We start from the raw sequence: 19,614 nt of genomic DNA, 5'->3' as shown, positions 1-19,614 counted from the left end.
AGGTGTAAGAATGAGTTTATACGAAGCTGTTCAGTTAATAGAGAACGGTCATACAGAAAAGGGATTAGATTTATTAAGAAAGAATTTAAAAACTGCAAACGATGAAGAAAAATACGAAGCAGCACTTCTTTTTCAATCATTAGGATTTGTGGAAGATGCGAAAAATATCATTGAAGATTTAGTTTACTTATATGATGACGATGATGAACTGAAAATAATGTATGCAGAAATATTATTGGATCTTGATTTAGAAGACGACGCTTTAGAAATTTTACTAGCAATAAGGGAAGATAGTGAGAGTCGAGTTCAAGCACTTTTATTAATGGCTGACTTATATCAAGTTCAAGGTCTTGATGAAGTAGCTGAACAAAAATTATTTGAAGCAAAAAGAATTTTACCTAATGAGCCTGTAGTAGATTTTGCATTAGGGGAGTATTATTTTAGTAAATATGATTATAAAAAAGCAATTCCATTTTACGAAAAACTTACTAATCAAGAAATTGAAGTAAGTGGTGTGAATAAAGATTTAAGGCTTGCTGAATGTTTAAGTGCTGAAGGTGAATGGGAAGATGCAATTTCTTATTATGAGAAAGGGATCCAGAAAACAAAAGACTTCCATACATTATTAGGATATGGCATTACGTTATTTCAAGCTGAACGCTATGCAGCCTCTATTCCAGTATTCGAAGAATCAATTTTCTTTGATCCTGAATACTTAGTAGCACATTTATGGCTAAGTAAAGCACATGACCTTGAAGGACAAATTGAAGAAGGTTATGAAACACTACAAAAAGCTTTACTTGTTGATGAAACGAATGTAGAATGCCTTTTATCAGCAGCAAAATTAGCTCGTAAATTGAAGAATTTAGATGCAAGTAAAAAACATTTACAGGAAGCATTAATTTATGATCCTTCGCTTATCGAGGCGGTTCAGTTATTAGTCGGAATTCTTTTTGAAGAAGAAGATTACGATGACATAATTAGTACAATTGAACTAGCAATCGAGCATGGAGCTTCAGATCCTCATTTTAATTGGGACTTAGGCAAAGCATATTATGGAAATGAAAATTATGAATTGGCATTAAAACAATATCGTCTAGCATATAATGACTTTAACCAGGAAATTTCCTTCTTAAAGGAATACGGAGACCTATTGTTTGAAGAAGGCTTAGTACAAGAAGCAAAAGAGGTTTACAGTAGACTTGTAGACGATGAATATCTACAAGAAGAAGTAAGAGAGCGTCTTGAAAGAATAAATGAAATTCTGTAGTTTTCTTTATTCAGAAAAGGGGACAAATTTAAAGGACAGAGGAGGGATTTAATAATGGCAACCCCTGTATCTGTGAATGAGAAGAAAGATTTTGTTAAGTGGTTTCTAAGTAATTTTCAGTTAAAGCAAAGAGAATGTGTTTGGATTTTAAATTACCTAATGAGCCATGATTATTTAATGAAAAAGGTTCATTTCGTAGAGCAGTCTAAATATTGTCCACGTGGATTAGTGATGTCGACAAACTGTGTTAAAGAAGTCCCATTTCATTTTTATAAACAAAATGTAATGACGACGGACGCAGAGAAATCATTTCACGATATTCGACTAAATAGGGATGAGGATATTTATATCCAGCTCAATTTTAAATCTTCTTTTCAATATCCGATGTTTGTTTCAGTTTTAGAAGAGAACCCACATATACCAAAAAACTTAAATAGTAACGAAAAAGACCGCGTAATTGCTGAAAAGCTATTGTCAGATTCAATTATTAATTTCCAAAAAGACAGATTGATGAAAATGATTGATGAAGCTCTAGATAAACAAGACAAAAAGCTTTTCCAAGAATTAACTAAGCAACTGAATTCATTAATTTAATGTAAACTTGAAAAAAGTCCTCATTTTTGGGGGCTTTTTTACTGTTGTTTTTGGTAATTGAACACAATTAAATTTTATTGATAAATAAGGAGTGTCAGGTTTATTTCCACTACAGGATCTTTGCTTATGCTTGTGGTAAGATACTTGATTCTCAGCCTCACATATGTTTCATTTGGCTCTTCAGCCTTCTCGCATATACACATGGGACGAGATCTCCAATCAACTTCTACGAGATAAAAATTACAGTATGTAAGGTAAAGATTAGCTGATTACTCAAAAAATTTTTTATAAAATTAGATTAGTAAAAAAGTCACTTAAACAGAAAGATTTTAGGAATATTGTTTGATCGTATAGAAATTTTTTCTCCAAATGGAAAGATATTAGATTAACTAAATTCACAACTTTGTAATATTATTCAGTAAATTGTTGTTCATAAGAGTTTAGAATTGAACAAAGATACTTTTTAAACTCAGTGAAAAATCCTTTATTAACGGACTTTTTTTCTTTCTTAAAATAGTATTGTATGGTTAAATGGAAAATAGATGTTTGTTCACAAAAATTTCACAATTATAAATAAATTATTTTAATAGAAAGAGGTAATTTTGATGAAATGGACTACTAATGAATTAAATCAAGTAATTGAGAATTTGGAGTACATCGATACGATCATTATTCCACTTTGTCCTGTTTCTTTGAAAAAAGAAAATATTGGTCTAGCCGAGCAAAGAGAGGACTTAATAATACTTACATCGGAAATTGAACGTACATATAAAGGCAGAGTAGTCATTGCTCCTGAATTTACTTATTTACCTGAAGAATCTAATAAAATAAACCGATTAAAAGGTTGGAATGAAGAGTTTAAATCTAGTGGGATTAAGCATGTTTTCTACTTAACGTGTGATTTTGATTGGAGACAGTTAGAATCTGAAATGGATGAATCATTAATTTGGTTACCTAATTTAAATATCAATAGCTTAGATGAATCATCACAACGAGTAATTGTAGATAAACAATTATCTCACATCAATGCATTATTTTCTAAAATATGGGGATAAAAATAAAAACAACATTATTACTATGATTATTATTAGGATATTATTGACCTTCTAAATTTGTTATTATATTATGAAAGTGTCCTAGTTTTATTATTATAGCTGTTGTCCGTACAGGAGTACTTGTGATAGAGGGGGGAATTTTCATGAGTGAAAAGGTTTCAAGACGCCAGTTTTTAAACTACACTTTAACAGGTGTAGGCGGCTTTATGGCGGCAGGAATGCTTATGCCATTGGCTCGTTTTGCCATTGACCCAGTTTTACAAAAAGAAGAAGCTGGAGCATTGGTGCAAGTTGGACTAGTTAAAGATTTAACGACTGACCCAAAACGCTTTGACTTTAAAGTCAAGCAGGTAGATGGTTGGGTTAAATCTGATGCGTCACACATTGCATGGGTGTACAAGAATTCAAATGGAGACATCGTTGCGTTATCACCTACTTGTAAGCATTTAGGCTGTACAGTTGGTTGGAACGACAATAAAGATTTTCCAAATCAATTCTTCTGTCCATGTCATGGCGGTCGTTACCATAAGGATGGTAAAAACATTAAAGGTACACCACCGCTTGGTCCACTAGACAACTATGCAGTAAAAGTGAAAGGTGATTCTTTCTATCTTGGTAAATTAGAACCAAATACAGGAGGTAAATAATCGTGCTTAACAAAATTTACGACTGGGTAGATGAGCGATTAGAAATTACGCCTCTTTGGAGAGATATCGCTGATCACGAAGTACCAGAACACGTTAATCCAGCACACCATTTTTCAGCATTCGTATATTGCTTCGGTGGATTAACATTTTTCGTTACAGTAATTCAAATTTTGTCTGGAATGTTCTTAACAATGTACTATGTTCCAGATATCAAAAATGCATGGGAATCAGTTTATTACTTACAAAACAACGTTGCATACGGACAAATCGTTCGTGGGATGCATCACTGGGGTGCAAGTTTAGTAATTGTTATGATGTTTTTACATACTTTACGTGTATTCTTCCAAGGCGCATATAAAAAGCCTCGTGAGCTTAACTGGGTTGTAGGGGTTTTAATCTTCTTCGTAATGCTTGGATTAGGCTTTACAGGATATTTATTACCTTGGGATATGAAAGCGTTATTTGCGACTAAAGTAGGTCTGCAAATTGCTGAACAAACACCATTTATTGGTAAGCAAGTGAAAACGTTAATTGCAGGTAATCCGGAAATCATCGGTGCACAAACATTAACTCGTTTCTTCGCAATCCATGTATTCTTCTTACCTGGTGCTTTACTTGCTCTTATGGGTGCCCATTTCTTAATTATTCGTAAGCAAGGTATTTCAGGTCCACTATAAGATTTAGTGCATGGGGCTTTAGTAAAAATGACTAAAGTGTGTCGAAATAAAGGAGGGAGAACATGCATCGCGGTAAAGGAATGAAATTTGTAGGTGACTCACGTGTACCTGCAATGGCAGGACGAAAACCTAATGTTCCAAAGGATTATTCTGAATATCCTGGTAAAACTGAAGCATTCTGGCCAAACTTCTTATTAAAAGAATGGATGGTAGGAGCAGTTTTCTTAATTGGATACTTAACATTAACAATTGCACATCCATCTCCACTTGAGAGGGTTGCAGATCCAACTGATACTGGCTATACGCCATTACCAGACTGGTATTTCTTATTCTTATATCAATTCTTAAAATATAGCTACGCTTCTGGTGACTATAACGTTATTGGTGCTTTCGTAATTCCTGGATTAGCATTTGGTGGCCTATTATTAGCGCCATTCTTAGATCGTAGTCCACATAGAAAACCAATTAAGCGTCCACTAGCTACAGGCTTTATGCTATTAGCTTTATCTGGTGTAATTTATTTAACATGGGAAGCTGCAGCTCACCATGACTGGAAAAAACAAAAAGAACAAGGTAAAATCCGTACTTTTGTTGAATTAAATAAAGAAGATCCAGCATATAAACTATTGCAAAAAAATACTTGTGTATCTTGCCATGGTGATAATCTTGAAGGTGGAGCAGCAGCTCCAAGCCTTCAAAATAATGGTTTAAAACCTGAAGAAATCGCTCATATCGCAAGAAATGGTCGAAAAGCGATGCCTGCTGGTGTATTTAAAGGTACTGACGCAGAACTTAAAGTACTAGCTGAATTCGTATCAAAAGCAGGTAAAACAGAGTAATTAAAAGAGAGTCGAATTTTCGACTCTTTTTTTATGTTTTATTGTATACTGAAATAATAACATGTTAAAAATGTGATGATACATATAAATTGTGAACTTTGTGTTATAAATTTATTAAATCTCAAAAATGAAAGTGAGATGAAGTGAAATAGTGAACGTACTTTTCAGTATGCTACGCCTTAAACCTAACTTAATTGCTCTATTCATAATAAATGTACTAGGAACAATCTATGGATACTATTGGTATCGATCTCAACTTGATCTTACTCCTGGTTGGTTAAAAATATTTGTACCTGATAGTCCAACTGCATCATTATTTTTTTGTATTGTATTGTTACTTTTCATTCTTAATAAACAGAATGGGTTGATAGAAGCATTAGCATATGTAAGTTTGATGAAATATGGAATTTGGGCAGTTTTAATGAATGGAATGGTTCTTTACTTATCAGGTGGACTTGATGCGATTGCATACTTATTAATTTTTTCGCATGGAGCTATGGCAATCCAAGCTGCTTTGTATGCGCCGACATTTAAAGTTAAAAAATGGCAATTGGCAGTAGCGAGTATTTGGGTCTTACAAGATCTTATTTTAGACTATGTTTTTGGAACGATGCCAGAATACTATATGCTTTCTGACTACAGAATTTGGATAGCTTTACTTACATTTTGGTTAACTATATTTGTTATTTTAATTGCTTATTACCAGTTAATTTTAAAAAATAGGGCTCGTGTTTGAACAAGTTCTAATCTTGTCCTTTCTCTCATAATTATTAGTAGTTATGAGGGAGGGATTTGATGAAAAAATTAATTGCGGGAATAAGCGTTTTTTTTATTTTCTTTTCATTTAATACTGTTAAAGGGTACGCTAAAATAGATCAAGAAACTTCACTAATTGAAAAATCACTCTCTTTAGTACAAGATGGTGATTATGTACATGGAGCTAATTTAGTCGAACAGTTTGAATCAAAGTACATGGCGTCAGTTAAAAAGAATAAGGATTTGACACCAAAGGAGTTAGAAACCATTTCAGTTACTTTTCAAAATGCGCTTGTATCATTAAAAAATGATGCAATTGATCCACAAGAAAAAGTTGCCGATGTACTTGGTTTAAGATTATTGATTGATGCTGGAGAAACGACAATGCAGCCAATGTGGAAAGAAATGAAAAAGTCGGTTATGACACCACTACAGAATATGAAGTCCGCATATAAACGAGGTAATTCTGAAGCATATGAAACGCAATTAAATCAATTCTTGCACCAATTTGAGATTATTTATCCAAGTCTAATCTTGGATCTTCCATATGATGAAGTAAAAAAAATAAATTCACTTGTTTCGTTTTTAGATGATTATCGAATTAATCAAGAATCAATACCAGCTTTTCAACAAAAGTTGGATGAGACAAAAAGTGAATTATTATTCATTTTTGATCAAGGTAACTCAATTATTCCACCTGTTTCCATTTGGACAATTTTTACAACGGGAGTAATTATTGTGGGTACATTAAGTTATGTCGGTTGGAGAAAATATATAGGTGATCGAAATAAAAACAAAAAAAGAAGAGAACATAATGATTGACAAATTTCTCTAAAAGTTATTACAATATCGTAAAATCACACTCCTTGGAGGAATTACAATGAGTTATTTAATTTACTTTTTAATTTTGTTGATTGTACCTTTATATGCACAAATGAGGGTAAAATCAACTTTTAGAAAGTATTCCCAAGTTGGTTCTACATCACATTTAACGGGTGCAGAAGTAGCGAGAAAGATTTTAAATGAAAATGGATTATACAATGTGGCGGTTGAGGAAACTAGAGGATATTTATCTGACCATTATGATCCACGTGCAAAAGTTGTAAGATTATCTTCTGAAAATTATCATGGATATTCAGTTGCGGGTACGGCAGTTGCTGCTCATGAAGTAGGACATGCAATTCAAGATGCAAATGACTATAGCTTTTTAAGATTCCGTCATTCATTAGTACCTGTTGCAAATTTTAGTTCCAATTTTTCTTATATATTTATATTAATTGGCATGTTGTCTGGTCTAACAGGTGCATTATTAATAGGGATCGTTTTATTAGCACTAGGTGTACTATTTCAAGTTGTTACACTTCCAGTCGAATTTAATGCCTCAAGTAGAGCTTTGAAACAGGTTACAACTTTGGGCATAATCAACTCGAATGAGCATGTTTATGCAAAACGTGTTTTAAATGCAGCAGCATTGACATATGTTGCAGCGGCTGCAGTAGCCGTAGCAGAATTATTACGATTAATATTGATTTATACTGGTATGTCACGTAGTGATGATTAATATCAATATAAAATTAAAAGAGGTTCTGGCAATCAATGCCAAGAACCTCTTTTTGTTTTTAGATTTATGGGTGAAGAGGAACTTTATTTTCATCTAATGTAAAGCCTTCACCTAGCACATCATGAACTTCTGTAACTGCTACAAAAGCGTGTGGATCAATATCCTGAATGATGTTTTTTAAATGAACTAATTCATTTTTTGGCACGACACAAAATAAAACGTCTTTACTTTCTCCAGTAAATGTTCCAGTTGCTTTTAAATAAGTTGCTCCGCGTTCCATTTCCTTCATAATACGAGCAGCAATTAAATCATTTTTCTCAGAAATAATATTTGCTCCACGTGCTGCATATGCACCTTCTTGCATAAAATCAATTATTCTTGCTCCGACAAAAACTGCGACTAAAGTATACATTGCTTCATATGCTTTTAAGTAAGTTAAAAGTGAAAGCGTAATGACAACAAAGTCAAAAATAAACATCGTTTTTCCCATATTAATACCTTTGTACTTATAGGCTAAACGAGCGATGATATCGACACCACCTGTAGTTCCACCAAATCTAAAAATTATTCCTAAACCTACACCAATAAATACACCCGCAAATAATGAAGCTAACATTAAATCGCCATGAACATCTATATTGAAAGTAAATTTCTCAAATAGTTTCAAGAAAAAAGAGACTGCAACCGTTCCAATGATTGTGTAAAGCATTGTCACTGTACCAAGTAATCTCCAACCAATAAAAAATAAAGGGACGTTTAAGGCCAAGTTTGAGATCCAAACTGGAATATTTAGTTCGGCTAAAAGAATTAAGTTAATTCCAGTAAAGCCACCTTCAGCTAGATTGTTTGGAATATTAATGTTCATAATTCCAAATGAAAAAATTGCAGAACCTAAAATGATAAATAAGATATTGCGTAACTTCAATTTAAAAATCATATACTTCCTCCATACTAAAAAAATTACCCTAAACTCTTATTTTTATCTTATCTTCTATTTTTTTCAAGTAAAATAATATATAATTTGTCAAAAAGTGGTCAATTCGATAAGATTTAATTTGAGGAGTTGATAATAGTATGCACGAAAAAACGATGAAAGAAATGCAAAATGAAGTAGATACATATATAGGTCAATTTAAAGAGGGGTATTTTAGTCCTTTAGCAATGATGGCTAGGTTAACAGAAGAAATGGGTGAATTAGCTAGAGAAATTAATCATACTTATGGTGAAAAACCTAAGAAAAAAACTGAAAAAGAAAAGCTAATAGAAGAAGAACTAGGTGATGTATTATTTGTGATGATTTGTTTAGCAAATAGCCTAAATATAGACTTACAAGAAGCACATGATATTGTGATGAAGAAGTTTAATACTCGAGATAAAGATCGTTGGACGAGGAAGGAAGTTTAAAATGGAAAAAGTAATTAGAGTAGTATTAGCGGGACCAAGAGGTAAAATGGGAATGGAAGCTTTACAATTAATTGATCGAACTGAGCATTTTCACCTTGTAGCCGCAGTAGATTATAAATTGGGTGGAGAACAAATCCAAAAGGTTAACGCCGGATTTAAAGGTGAAGCAAAAATATATGAAACATTAGAACAATGTATCGAAAATGAAAACTTTGATGTACTTGTCGATTTAACAACACCTGAAATTGGAAAAAAGCATGCATTTTTAGCTTTAAGAAATGGTATTCGTCCTGTAATTGGTACAACTGGTTTTACAAAAGAAGAGCTTGATGATTTAAAAGAGATCGCTTCAAATAGTGAGCTAGGTTGTATTATTGCGCCAAATTTTGCAATTGGTGCTATATTAATGATGAAGTTTTCACAAATGGCAGCGAAATATTTTAAAGATATCGAAATCATTGAGCTTCATCATGACCAAAAATTAGATGCCCCTTCAGGTACAGCTCTTAAAACAGTTCAAATGATTGAGGAAGTTCGTGAATCTAAAGTACAAGGACATCCAAATGAAGTTGAAACTGAAGCAGGTGCTAGAGGTGCTGATCTAAATGGTATGAGAGTTCATAGCGTGAGATTGCCTGGATTAGTTGCGCATCAACAAGTTTTATTCGGCGGTGATGGTCAACTATTAACTATTCGACATGATTCAATGAATCGAGCTTCTTTTATGTCTGGTGTTAAAGTAGCAGTTGAGGAAGTAATGAGACTTTCAGAACTTGTCTATGGTTTAGAAAATATTATGGACTAAAAGTGGTGTCGTAAGTGAAAATAGCTCTAATTGATCACGATAAGAGAAAAGACGCATTAGTAACTTTTGTTCAAGAAAATGAATCTTTTTTTTTAAAACATGAATTATTTTCAACAGGTACTACAGGACTACGTGTAATGGAAAATACAAATTTAAAAGTTGATCGCTTTCAATCTGGTCCACTCGGAGGAAATCATGAAATTGGTGCATTAATAGCTAAAGAGAAAATGGACGCAATTTTCTTTTTTAGGGATCCATTAACTGCGGGAGCAGCATGAACCAGATGTAAATGCGTTATTAAGACTTTGAGATATTTTTTCATGTACAAGTGGTAACGAATATTCAAACCGCTAAGGCAGTTGTGAATTTTTTTAGTTAGTTTGAAAGAGAGTGAGATAAATGGAATATTTTGATGTACTTGCATTTGGGGCACATCCAGATGATGTTGAGATTGGTATGGCAGGCACGATTGCTAAATTTACTAAGTTAGGTTATAAGGTTGCTATTTGTGATTTAACTGAAGCGGAACTCTCTTCAAATGGGGATACTTTTATTAGAAGAAAAGAAGCCGAAGAAGCAGATAAGATTTTAGGAGTTTCAAAGCGTTTTAATTTATCATTACCAGATAGGGGGCTATACTTATCTGAGGAAGCGATTAAACAAGTAGCTGCTTTAATTCGAATGACGAAGCCTAGTATTATTTTCACACCATATGAAGTAGATCGTCATCCTGATCATGGTAATTGTACAAAAATAGTAGAAGAAGCCGTATTTTCATCAGGGATTAGAAAATTTAATGTAAATACAAATCATGATGCTCACAAGGTTAAACATGTTTTTCAATATATGATAAATGGGTTTCATCGACCAAATTTTATTGTAGATGTTTCAGAAACAATAGAAGTCAAAAGAGCAGCTTTAGAAGCGTATGAAAGTCAATTTACTCCGGGGCCAGATGGTGTAATTACGCCTTTAACAAACGACTATGTAAATAGCGTAATTGCAAGAGAGAAACTTTTTGGTAAAGAGGCTGGAGTCCCATATGGAGAAGGATTTATGACAAAGAAACCGCTCCTTTTAAATGTAGATTGGTTAGTTTAAGAAGAAATGAAGAAGTTTAGGAGAGATAAAATGAAATTAAAAATTGGGATTACATGTTATCCTTCAGTAGGCGGTTCTGGTGTGATTGCAACTGAGCTAGGTAAGTTATTAGCAGAACTAGGACATGAAATTCATTTTATTTCATCAAGTATGCCGTTTCGTTTAAATAAAGTATATCCTAATATTTATTATCATGCAGTTGAAGTAAATCAATATTCAGTTTTCCAATATCCACCATATGATTTAGCATTGGCGAGTAAGATGGCTGAAGTTGCAAACCGTGAAAAATTAGATATTTTACATGTACATTATGCGATTCCGCATGCGATATGTGCTGTTCTAGCAAAACAAATGATTCATCATGATATTAAAATTGTAACGACATTACATGGTACGGATATAACAGTTCTTGGTTATGACCTATCATTAACAGAGTTAATTAAATTCGGAATTGAAAAATCAGATGTTGTAACTGCGGTCTCTAATGATTTAATACGTCAAACAGAGGAATTAGTTAACCCTGATAAAGAAATACAAACTGTGTATAATTTTATTGATGAAAGAGTGTATTACAAACGAAATTGTCGGAAGTTAAAAGCAGAGTATGGAATACAAGAACATGAAAAAGTCATTATACATATTTCTAATTTCCGTCAAGTTAAACGAACAAAAGATGTAGTAGATGTATTTAACTTAGTAAGAAAAGAAATTCCATCCAAGTTACTATTAGTAGGAGATGGTCCAGAAATCTCAAGCTTATGTAAATTAGTAAGAGAGCTTGGAATTGAGAAAGATGTTTTATTTTTAGGAAAGCAAGAGAATGTTGAAGAATTACTTTCTATGAGTGATATAAAATTACTTCTTTCGTCAAAAGAAAGCTTTGGTTTAGTATTACTTGAGGCGATGGCTTGTGGAGTACCATGTATCGGTACAAGAGTTGGTGGGATTCCAGAAGTAATTGAACACGGGGAAAACGGATATATTTGTGAACTAGGAGATATCGACCAAATAGCTTATTATACGCTCAACTTATTACAAGATGAAGAACTATATAAACGCATATCAAGTCGCGCGGTTGAAATTGTGAAAGAAAGATTTCAATCAAATAAAATCGTTTCACAATATTTATCCATTTATAATGAGTTATTAGGAATGAAATAATATGGAAATATTCGAAAAAGCAAAGCCGATTTTAGATATATTAATAAAAAATGGTTACGAGGCCTATTTTGTCGGTGGTTGTGTAAGAGATAAATTATTAAATAGAACAATTGGAGATATTGATATTGCAACTTCAGCTTTGCCTGAAGAAGTTATGTCAATATTTCCAAGAACCGTTCCTACCGGATTACAGCATGGAACGGTTTTAGTCATACAAAATGGTGAGCCATATGAGATAACAACATTCAGAACAGAGTCAACATATCATGATTATCGTAGACCATCGGAAGTTACATTTGTAAAATCAATTAAAGAAGATTTAAAAAGAAGAGACTTTACAATGAATGCCATCGCTATGACGACAAATAATGAAATAATAGATCCTTATAATGGTGCAATTGACCTTCATGATGGGTTAATTAGATGTGTCGGTGAAGCTAAGGAAAGATTTCAAGAAGATGCCCTTAGAATGCTAAGAGGTATAAGGTTTGTAAGTCAATTAGATTTTCGTTTACAAGATGAAACGTTTAACGCTATCAAATCAAATAAACATCTAATTGAAAATATAGCAATTGAACGTATTTCGGTTGAAATAGAAAAAATGTTAATAGGAAAGTCTCCTAAAAAAGGCATTGAACTATTAACAAAAACACATTTATTAAATCATCTTCCTAGCTTAAAAAAATATACAAATCAGTTTAAGAAACTATTAGACCTTCCAATCCAATCATTAAAAACAATTGAAGAGATTTGGGCGCTAATATTATATAAATGTAATTTTGACAACCCAGAACAGGTTTTAAGAAATTGGAAGATGGCCAATAGTCGCATAAAACAAATATTGAAAGTTTATAATTTGTTAAATGAAACGAAAATTAAATGGAGCAATACAAAGTTATATCAAGTTGGATTAACGGATGCAATAAAATATGAGCGTTTACAATGTGTCATTGTCAATATTGATGCAAATGAATTTGATGAGGACTTATTAAAGGCTTTATATAATAAATTACCGATCTATTCAAAGTCAGATTTATGTATTACTGGTAATGATTTATTAGAATGGTCTCAATTAAAAGGTGGTCCATGGTTAAAAGAAGTATTAAGTGAAATAGAATTTCATGTAGTAGAGAACCAGCTTGAGAATAACCAACTTGCTGTTAAGGAGTGGTTCATAAATTGGCTTCAAAAGTAAAAGAAAGAATTATCCAATTATTTACAGAAAATAGTAATGAATATTTATCAGGTCAATTTTTGAGTGATGAATTAGGAATTTCACGTACTGCAATTTGGAAATATATGAAAGAATTGCAAGATGAGGGAATTGAAGTTGAAGCAGTTAGGAAGGTTGGTTATAAAATAACAGGCAAATCAGATCGATTAACTCCAACTGATATTCAACTTGGTTTAGAAACAAAGAAATTTGGAAGAACTGTCGTATACCAAGAGGAGACTAATTCTACTCAAACGATTGCTAATGAATTAGTGCTAAATGATGCTCCTGAAGGTACAATTGTTTTGGCTGAGCGTCAATTATTAGGTCGAGGTAGATTACAAAGAAACTGGTTAACTTCAGATGGAAAAGCAATAGCTATGAGTGTTATCCTTAGACCGGCTATTTCACCAAGAGTAGCACCTCAGCTAACATTATTAACAGCTGTAGTCATTGCTTCAGCAATCGAAAAAGTGACCGGTTTACAACCTAATATAAAATGGCCAAATGATATTTTAATCAATAATAAAAAAGTTTGTGGAATCTTAACTGAAATGCAAGGAGACGCTGATTGCATTAAGAGTGTTGTGATAGGTATAGGGATAAATGTAAATCAAGTTGAAGAAGATTACCCATTAGAACTGTCAGATATCGCTACATCTTTACGGATTGAAAAAGGACAAACCTTTATGCGAGCGAATATAATTCAAGCTATTTTAGCTGAATTTGAGAAGTTCTACGAGATATTTTTAGAAAAAGGATTTAAACCGATAAAGATTCTATGGGAAAGCTATGCGATTTCATTAGGGAAACAAATAAAAGCAACCACTTTAAACGAAGAAATTGTAGGTAATGCTATTGGAATTACAGATGAAGGTCAATTATTGATTGAAGATCACTTAGGTAATGTTCATACAATTTATTCAGCGGATATTTCGATAAATAAATAATGTAAAACAACTCTCTTTTTTATTTTAGAAAGAGAGTTATTTTATTTACTGAATAATTGTCACTTATATTTGTAAATAATACCAAGTTTTTTCTTTACTTAATTAGTATTCTTACTATAAACTGTAGTGGAAGGGTCGCAGGATATGCAGATGCTTCAAGGGTGGTATCTGAATAGGGTCAATCAAACTTTAGTATCCTAAGAAGAACTACACCAAATTTTAAAAATACAATTCTAAAAATGTGTCTGCCTTGATCCTATAGGGACTGGGACAGAGGAATGAGACGGTTTACAATTTTCCTTTGTTCTTTGTGAGCAAAGGTTTTTTATTGTAGCCCCCATTTCCTCTTCATTTAAAAGGAGGAAAAAAGATGAAAACAACAAAAGATTTTTTAAACATGAAACAAAATAATGACCCAATCGTTATGATCACAGCTTATGATTACCCTTCAGCACTATTAGCAGAAGCAAGTGAAGTAGATATGATTTTGGTCGGTGACTCACTTGGGAATGTTGTCCTAGGATATGATTCTACAATTAAAGTTACTGTAGATGACATGATTCATCATTCAAAAGCTGTTAAACGCGGGGCAAAAAATACGTTTATCGTAACAGATATGCCTTTTATGTCTTACCATTTTTCTAAAGAAGAGGCTTTGCGTAGTGCTTGTCGCATTATGCAAGAAGGAGATGCACACGCTGTTAAGGTTGAAGGTGCTGATGAAAATGTTTTAGAAGTAATTAAAGCATTAACGATCGCTGGAGTACCAGTTGTAGCTCATTTAGGGTTAACTCCTCAATCTGTAGGTGTATTAGGTGGGTATAAAGTTCAAGCACGTGACTCTGAAAGTGCAATGAAATTGTTTAACGATGCAAAAAAATGTGAAGAAGCTGGAGCTTTTGCAATCGTACTTGAATGTGTACCAAAGCAAATTGCAAAGGATATTACTAAGGATCTTTCAATTCCAACAATAGGAATAGGAGCAGGTGTTGATACAGATGGTCAAGTACTTGTTTACCATGATTTAATAACATATGGTGTTGGTCGAGTAGCTAAGTTTGTTAAACAATATGCAAATGTATCTACAACAATTGAAAATGCAATTGCTTCATATGTACAAGAAGTTAAAACTAGACAATTTCCAGATACTAAACATTCGTTTACGATGAAAGAAGAACAGTTAAAGGCATTATACGGGGGAAGTTCGCAATGAAAGTGTTTCACACGATAAAAGATTTACGAAATGAATTAAAAATTCACAGAAAAAGTGAAAAATCAATTGGATTTGTTCCAACGATGGGTTTTTTACATGAAGGTCATGCATCATTATTAGAAGAAGCTAGAAAAAATAATGATATCGTCGTTTTAAGTATTTTTGTTAATCCGACACAATTTGGACCTAATGAAGATTTTGATCGATATCCAAGAGACTTTGACAGAGATGAAAAAATTGCACTAAATGCTGGTGTAGATTGCCTCTTTTATCCAACAGTTGAAGAAATGTATCCAAATGAATTAAAATCAACAATGAAAGTAACAAAGCGAGTAGATGTCCTTTGTGGTGAAAAAAGACCTGGACATTTTGATGGTGTCGCATTAGTTGTAACAAAATTATTTAATATTGTTCAACCAGATCAGGCTTATTTTGGATTAAAGGATGCTCAGCAAGTAGCTGTAATAGAAGGTTTAGTTGAAGACTTTAATATTCCTGTAAAAATTAACCCAGTATCAACTATAAGAGAAGAAGATGGATTAGCTAAAAGTTCTAGAAATGTCTATTTATCAGACAAAGAAAGACAAGAAGCACCTGTTCTTTATAAAAGTTTACAAAAAGCAGTTGAAGAGATAAATAATGGGAATTTAAATCCAAATCAACTGCAACAAAATATTATATCTACAATACAAAGCCAAACGTCTGGAACAGTAGATTACGTAAGTATTTATTCTTATCCAGATTTAGAGCCTTTAAATAAAATAAATGGAAAAGTAATTATTGCGTTAGCAGTAAAATTTTCTAATGCTCGCCTAATCGATAATATTATTATTTCTATTTAAGCATTGAACAACTAGGGGGAAATGACATGATTCGCACAATGATGAGAGCAAAACTTCATAGAGCAACAGTTACAGAAGCTAATTTAAATTACGTTGGAAGTATTACTATAGATCAAGATTTAATGGATGCTGTTGATGTACTTGAAAACGAAAAAGTTCAAATTGTAAATAATAATAACGGTGCACGACTTGAGACATATGTAATTCCAGGAAAACGTGGAAGTGGTGTAATATGTCTTAATGGTGCAGCGGCTAGATTGGTTCAAGAAGGCGATAAAGTAATTATTATTGCATATGGTCAGGTAGAGGAAGAAAAACTAGATCAACATGAGCCTAAGATTGCTATTTTAAATGATGCAAATGAAATTGTTGAAATGATTGGCAAAGAAATTGCAGGTACAGTTAAGTAATACAAATGGGGCTTACAAGGACATAGCCCATATTTTGATTTTTAGACTGTTTGACAACTTTTGAAATTGAAATATGAAGCTGAATGATGAGGATCAAAGTTATATTACTGACAAGAGAAACAAGGAAGAAAACGAGCGTTTGAGGGCAATTTGAAATCCCCTTCTTTAGGGGATTTTTTTGTTGGTTGTATTGTTTAATATGATTATGCAAAATAATATCTATATAGAGAATTTGGAGGTGGCAAAATATGAATAAGTTTGTGGTCGTTGACTTAGAAACAACCGGAAATAATAATAGAGGTCAAGATCGAATTATTCAAATTGCAGCCTTTTTATTGGAAAGTGGAGAAGTTATCGAACAGTTTTCAAGTTTTATTAATCCAAATATGAATATTCCAACATTTATTTCTGAACTAACAGGAATATCAGATGAAATGGTTCAATATGCTCCTCAATTTGAACAAATAGTTGAAGAATTTTACCCGATGTTTAAAGACGCCTATTTCGTTGCACACAATGTGCATTTTGATTTAACTTTTTTACAAAAGGAATTTGAGCGAATTGGATTACCAAAAATTTCACCGTTAGCTATTGATACAGTGGAGTTAACAAGAATTTTATATCCAACTTTAACTAGTTATAAATTATCTGATTTAGCAAAAGTATTTAATATTCAACATGAAAATCCTCATCAAGCTGATAGTGATGCAGAAGTAACTGCCGAATTATTAACTATATTATTAAAAAAACTTGAAAGTTTGCCATATGCATCACTAAAAATATTAGAAAAACTTAGTACTAGTTTTAAAAGTGACATTACATACTATATTTCGGAAATACTTCAAAAGCAATCTGAATCATTTTTAAATGTATCTGTTGATTATGAAGAATTTAGACGAATCGCTCTTAAAAGAAGAAGCTTTAGTTTACCACAAGAGGAAGAAGATTTCGTTGAATTCGACGAGCATATAAAAACTGAACTTGTAGATCAAATGGCTGTGGAAATTCCAAATTTTATAAAAAGAGACGAACAGTTTGCCTATATGCATGACGTGTTCGATGCATATAGGCAGAATAAGATACTTTTAGCTGAGGCTGGAACAGGTGTTGGCAAGACATTTGGTTATTTAATTCCATCTGCATTTTTCTCAAAACAATTTGGCAAACAAGTTGTCATTAGTACAAGTACGATCTCTTTGCAAAAACAACTGCTTAAAAAACATATAAAAACAATTGAAAAAATAGTGCCATTTCAGTTAAAAATAGCTTCCATACAAAGTAAAAGAAATTATCTATGTCTCCAAAAATTTGAATATATTGTTGGCGAACAATTTGATGATAATTACGATAGTATTTTATCTAAAGCTATGATTACAGTTTGGTTAACTGAAACTGAAAATGGCGAATTAGATGAATTATCACTTCCTTCAGGTGGCTTACATTTATGGGATCGTGTTTGTTGTAACGAAGAAAGTGAAAATAAAAGAACTAATCCTTGGTTTTATAAATGTTTTTATCAAAGAGCTAAAAATCAATTAATGTTAGCCGATTTAATTATTACAAACCATGCTTATTTATTATCAACTTTAAAAAATAAAGATCACCTAATTAATTCTGTTAAAACGATTGTAATTGATGAGGCACATGCTCTTGAAGAGACTGCGTCAAAAACTTTTGGGATTACTTTTTCTTGCTTAAAATATTATCAGTATTTAAGTAGATTAAGTACTACTGATAGTAATGAACTTGTTCACCGATTATATAAATTTGATGAAGGTATACCCAATCGTGAAAAATGGTGGAAAAAAGCTGATCATTTAGTAAAAGAAATTAAGTATGAATCAGAAGAGTTATTTAGATTATTACGTGATTTTATTTTAAGTAAACAAAATGAATTTGATAAAGAAAACATTAAACAGTCGATTACACTAAGTGATAAAAACACTTCAAGCCAAAATTGGAAGGTTATTCAAGAATGTGCTAATAGATTATTTCATGTGAATAATACTTTATTCACGGGATGCGAGCAATATTTTAATTTGATTGATGAAAAAAAGGTATCAGCGTTTCATCGTTCAATCGTTTCAGAATTTAAAATGATTATTGAACAATTAAAAAGCATGAAAAATGGTCTTTATGAAATATTATTCGATAAAAATGATCATTATATATGCTGGATGGAAACTGAAGCAAAAGGTTCATTTCATACTACGATACTTTATTGTGAGAAAGTTGAAAATGCAGATTTAATACAAAATTATTTAATTAGTGGAAGAAATTCAATCGTACTAACATCCGCTACGATGTCGATTGATTCATCCTTTTCATTTATAAAGTCATCATTAGGAATTAGTGAAAATAATCATGTCATTGAAAAAATATATCCCGTCCCTAATGATTTTGCCCAAGGGATGAAAGTATATATTCCTTCAGATTTAATGGGAATAAAAGAGATTACACAAGAAGAGTATGCAGTTCAAACTTCGAATACAATTCGCAAAATTGTTTCCGAAATAAAAGGTAGAACATTAGTTTTATTTACAGCTTTTGATTTATTAAAACAGACTTATGATCAATTAATACAAGATATAGATTCTCTGAATTCATCTGTACTAGCTCAAGGTGTTTCTCCTGGTGGAAAACAAAAGTTAATAAAACAATTTTTACAATCTAAACAAACAATTTTATTAGGTACGAACACATTTTGGGAAGGAATTGACCTACCTAATGAAGAATTAGATTGTTTAATCATTGTACGATTACCGTTTACAAACCCTGAAAAGCCTATGTTCATTGCTAAATCAAATATATTAAAAAAAGCTGGAGAAAATTCATTTTCGAGTTTGGCTTTACCATTAGCAGTATTTAAGTTTAGACAAGGTTATGGTCGTCTAATTCGAAATGAAAAAGACGAAGGTTCATTATTTGTTTTAGATAATCGAATAATAAATACTAGTTATGGAGCAGAATTTTTAAAGTTAATACCGAAAAATAAAATAAAAATAAATACAATTGATGAATTATTAAAAGATTTTTAGTAGTTTTTCAAGATTTAGCATGTGAATAGTAGGGGATTTAAGGCTAGACGTGTGGTATAATGACATAAATTGTAATGT

At 32.1% G+C, this 19,614-nt stretch carries 20 protein-coding genes and 1 pseudogene; 20 read left to right on the top strand and 1 reads right to left on the bottom strand.

Features of this window, described 5'->3' with window-relative positions:
* The first annotated feature begins 10 nt into the window (after window positions 1-10).
* From B6K90_RS01000 to B6K90_RS00960, 9 genes are all read left to right on the top strand, one after another.
* Window positions 11-1,270: a tetratricopeptide repeat protein gene (locus B6K90_RS01000; RefSeq protein WP_088010681.1), complete on the top strand. Its 1,260-nt coding sequence runs from the start codon at window positions 11-13 to the stop codon at window positions 1,268-1,270.
* Window positions 1,271-1,324: 54 nt separating this feature from the next.
* On the top strand, window positions 1,325-1,864 hold the full coding sequence (locus B6K90_RS00995; RefSeq protein ID WP_088010680.1) for a ReoY family proteolytic degradation factor: 540 nt from the start codon (window positions 1,325-1,327) through the stop codon (window positions 1,862-1,864).
* A gap of 605 nt (window positions 1,865-2,469) precedes the next feature.
* A complete protein-coding gene (locus B6K90_RS00990; RefSeq protein WP_088010679.1) occupies window positions 2,470-2,919 on the top strand; it encodes a DUF2487 family protein in 450 nt (149 codons plus the stop codon).
* 143 nt (window positions 2,920-3,062) lie between these two features.
* A complete protein-coding gene (locus B6K90_RS00985) occupies window positions 3,063-3,566 on the top strand; it encodes a QcrA and Rieske domain-containing protein (RefSeq protein WP_088010678.1) in 504 nt (167 codons plus the stop codon).
* 2 nt (window positions 3,567-3,568) lie between these two features.
* Window positions 3,569-4,243 carry a menaquinol-cytochrome c reductase cytochrome b subunit gene (gene qcrB / locus B6K90_RS00980; protein WP_056466653.1) on the top strand — a complete coding sequence of 225 codons (675 nt, stop codon included), beginning with the start codon at window positions 3,569-3,571 and terminating at the stop codon, window positions 4,241-4,243.
* Between the two features lie 62 nt (window positions 4,244-4,305).
* Window positions 4,306-5,082: a menaquinol-cytochrome c reductase cytochrome b/c subunit gene (locus B6K90_RS00975; protein WP_088010677.1), complete on the top strand. Its 777-nt coding sequence runs from the start codon at window positions 4,306-4,308 to the stop codon at window positions 5,080-5,082.
* Window positions 5,083-5,233: 151 nt separating this feature from the next.
* A complete protein-coding gene (locus B6K90_RS00970; protein WP_235821682.1) occupies window positions 5,234-5,818 on the top strand; it encodes a DUF1405 domain-containing protein in 585 nt (194 codons plus the stop codon).
* 59 nt (window positions 5,819-5,877) lie between these two features.
* Window positions 5,878-6,660 (top strand): sporulation protein YpjB, encoded by a 783-nt coding sequence (locus B6K90_RS00965; RefSeq protein ID WP_088010676.1) that lies wholly within the window; start codon window positions 5,878-5,880, stop codon window positions 6,658-6,660.
* 58 nt (window positions 6,661-6,718) lie between these two features.
* Entirely contained in the window at window positions 6,719-7,399 is a 681-nt protein-coding gene (locus B6K90_RS00960) for a zinc metallopeptidase (protein ID WP_088010675.1), read from the top strand.
* 64 nt (window positions 7,400-7,463) lie between these two features.
* On the opposite strand, the gene B6K90_RS00955 is transcribed toward B6K90_RS00960, so the two are convergent.
* Complete coding sequence (locus tag B6K90_RS00955) at window positions 7,464-8,336, bottom strand: YitT family protein (protein ID WP_088010674.1); 873 nt, start codon at window positions 8,334-8,336, stop codon at window positions 7,464-7,466.
* 137 nt (window positions 8,337-8,473) lie between these two features.
* Between B6K90_RS00955 and B6K90_RS00950 the strand changes: the two genes are divergently transcribed.
* The 11 genes and pseudogenes from B6K90_RS00950 to dinG all read left to right on the top strand — a co-directional run bounded on the left by B6K90_RS00950 (window position 8,474) and on the right by dinG (window position 19,536).
* Complete coding sequence (locus B6K90_RS00950) at window positions 8,474-8,803, top strand: nucleotide pyrophosphohydrolase (RefSeq protein ID WP_088010673.1); 330 nt, start codon at window positions 8,474-8,476, stop codon at window positions 8,801-8,803.
* A gap of 1 nt (window position 8,804) precedes the next feature.
* Window positions 8,805-9,608 carry a 4-hydroxy-tetrahydrodipicolinate reductase gene (dapB, locus tag B6K90_RS00945; protein WP_088010672.1) on the top strand — a complete coding sequence of 268 codons (804 nt, stop codon included), beginning with the start codon at window positions 8,805-8,807 and terminating at the stop codon, window positions 9,606-9,608.
* A 14-nt stretch (window positions 9,609-9,622) separates the two neighbouring features.
* A pseudogene (locus tag B6K90_RS00940) lies at window positions 9,623-9,914 on the top strand (methylglyoxal synthase); the annotation flags it as partial.
* 93 nt (window positions 9,915-10,007) lie between these two features.
* Window positions 10,008-10,709, top strand: a complete 702-nt coding sequence (bshB1, locus tag B6K90_RS00935; RefSeq protein WP_088010671.1) for a bacillithiol biosynthesis deacetylase BshB1 — start codon at window positions 10,008-10,010, stop codon at window positions 10,707-10,709.
* 30 nt (window positions 10,710-10,739) lie between these two features.
* Window positions 10,740-11,870, top strand: coding sequence for an N-acetyl-alpha-D-glucosaminyl L-malate synthase BshA (bshA, locus tag B6K90_RS00930; protein ID WP_088010670.1), 1,131 nt, complete (start codon window positions 10,740-10,742; stop codon window positions 11,868-11,870).
* A 1-nt stretch (window position 11,871) separates the two neighbouring features.
* Window positions 11,872-13,065, top strand: coding sequence for a CCA tRNA nucleotidyltransferase (locus B6K90_RS00925; RefSeq protein ID WP_088010669.1), 1,194 nt, complete (start codon window positions 11,872-11,874; stop codon window positions 13,063-13,065).
* Window positions 13,050-14,033 (top strand): biotin--[acetyl-CoA-carboxylase] ligase, encoded by a 984-nt coding sequence (locus B6K90_RS00920; protein ID WP_088010668.1) that lies wholly within the window; start codon window positions 13,050-13,052, stop codon window positions 14,031-14,033. The genes B6K90_RS00925 and B6K90_RS00920 overlap by 16 nt, the downstream gene beginning before the upstream one ends.
* Window positions 14,034-14,403: 370 nt before the next feature.
* Window positions 14,404-15,246: a 3-methyl-2-oxobutanoate hydroxymethyltransferase gene (gene panB, locus B6K90_RS00915; RefSeq protein WP_025671413.1), complete on the top strand. Its 843-nt coding sequence runs from the start codon at window positions 14,404-14,406 to the stop codon at window positions 15,244-15,246.
* Window positions 15,243-16,088, top strand: coding sequence for a pantoate--beta-alanine ligase (gene panC, locus B6K90_RS00910; RefSeq protein ID WP_088010667.1), 846 nt, complete (start codon window positions 15,243-15,245; stop codon window positions 16,086-16,088). The genes panB and panC overlap by 4 nt, the downstream gene beginning before the upstream one ends.
* A gap of 26 nt (window positions 16,089-16,114) precedes the next feature.
* Window positions 16,115-16,498 (top strand): aspartate 1-decarboxylase, encoded by a 384-nt coding sequence (panD, locus tag B6K90_RS00905; RefSeq protein ID WP_025671415.1) that lies wholly within the window; start codon window positions 16,115-16,117, stop codon window positions 16,496-16,498.
* Between the two features lie 248 nt (window positions 16,499-16,746).
* Window positions 16,747-19,536, top strand: coding sequence for an ATP-dependent DNA helicase DinG (dinG, locus tag B6K90_RS00900; protein ID WP_088010666.1), 2,790 nt, complete (start codon window positions 16,747-16,749; stop codon window positions 19,534-19,536).
* The last annotated feature ends 78 nt before the right edge of the window (window positions 19,537-19,614 follow it).

Origin of the sequence: Gottfriedia acidiceleris, from assembly GCF_002128425.1 — a bacterium.
Taxonomy (GTDB): Bacteria; Bacillota; Bacilli; order Bacillales; family Bacillaceae_G; genus Gottfriedia; species Gottfriedia acidiceleris.
The sequence above is the reverse complement of the archived record's forward strand: the minus strand, read 5'-3'. Positions and strand labels throughout refer to the sequence as shown.

Bases quoted from the DNA above. Each gene is read 5' to 3' on its own strand.
- B6K90_RS01000 (WP_088010681.1), top strand. From the start codon at position 11: ATGAGTTTATACGAAGCTGTTCAGTTAATAGAGAACGGTCATACAGAA.
- B6K90_RS00995 (WP_088010680.1), top strand. From the start codon at position 1,325: ATGGCAACCCCTGTATCTGTGAATGAGAAGAAAGATTTTGTTAAGTGG.
- B6K90_RS00990 (WP_088010679.1), top strand. From the start codon at position 2,470: ATGAAATGGACTACTAATGAATTAAATCAAGTAATTGAGAATTTGGAG.
- B6K90_RS00985 (WP_088010678.1), top strand. From the start codon at position 3,063: ATGAGTGAAAAGGTTTCAAGACGCCAGTTTTTAAACTACACTTTAACA.
- B6K90_RS00975 (WP_088010677.1), top strand. From the start codon at position 4,306: ATGCATCGCGGTAAAGGAATGAAATTTGTAGGTGACTCACGTGTACCT.
- B6K90_RS00965 (WP_088010676.1), top strand. From the start codon at position 5,878: ATGAAAAAATTAATTGCGGGAATAAGCGTTTTTTTTATTTTCTTTTCA.
- B6K90_RS00960 (WP_088010675.1), top strand. From the start codon at position 6,719: ATGAGTTATTTAATTTACTTTTTAATTTTGTTGATTGTACCTTTATAT.
- B6K90_RS00955 (WP_088010674.1), bottom strand. From the start codon at position 8,336: ATGATTTTTAAATTGAAGTTACGCAATATCTTATTTATCATTTTAGGT.
- B6K90_RS00950 (WP_088010673.1), top strand. From the start codon at position 8,474: ATGCACGAAAAAACGATGAAAGAAATGCAAAATGAAGTAGATACATAT.
- dapB (WP_088010672.1), top strand. From the start codon at position 8,805: ATGGAAAAAGTAATTAGAGTAGTATTAGCGGGACCAAGAGGTAAAATG.
- bshB1 (WP_088010671.1), top strand. From the start codon at position 10,008: ATGGAATATTTTGATGTACTTGCATTTGGGGCACATCCAGATGATGTT.
- bshA (WP_088010670.1), top strand. From the start codon at position 10,740: ATGAAATTAAAAATTGGGATTACATGTTATCCTTCAGTAGGCGGTTCT.
- B6K90_RS00925 (WP_088010669.1), top strand. From the start codon at position 11,872: ATGGAAATATTCGAAAAAGCAAAGCCGATTTTAGATATATTAATAAAA.
- panB (WP_025671413.1), top strand. From the start codon at position 14,404: ATGAAAACAACAAAAGATTTTTTAAACATGAAACAAAATAATGACCCA.
- panC (WP_088010667.1), top strand. From the start codon at position 15,243: ATGAAAGTGTTTCACACGATAAAAGATTTACGAAATGAATTAAAAATT.
- panD (WP_025671415.1), top strand. From the start codon at position 16,115: ATGATTCGCACAATGATGAGAGCAAAACTTCATAGAGCAACAGTTACA.
- dinG (WP_088010666.1), top strand. From the start codon at position 16,747: ATGAATAAGTTTGTGGTCGTTGACTTAGAAACAACCGGAAATAATAAT.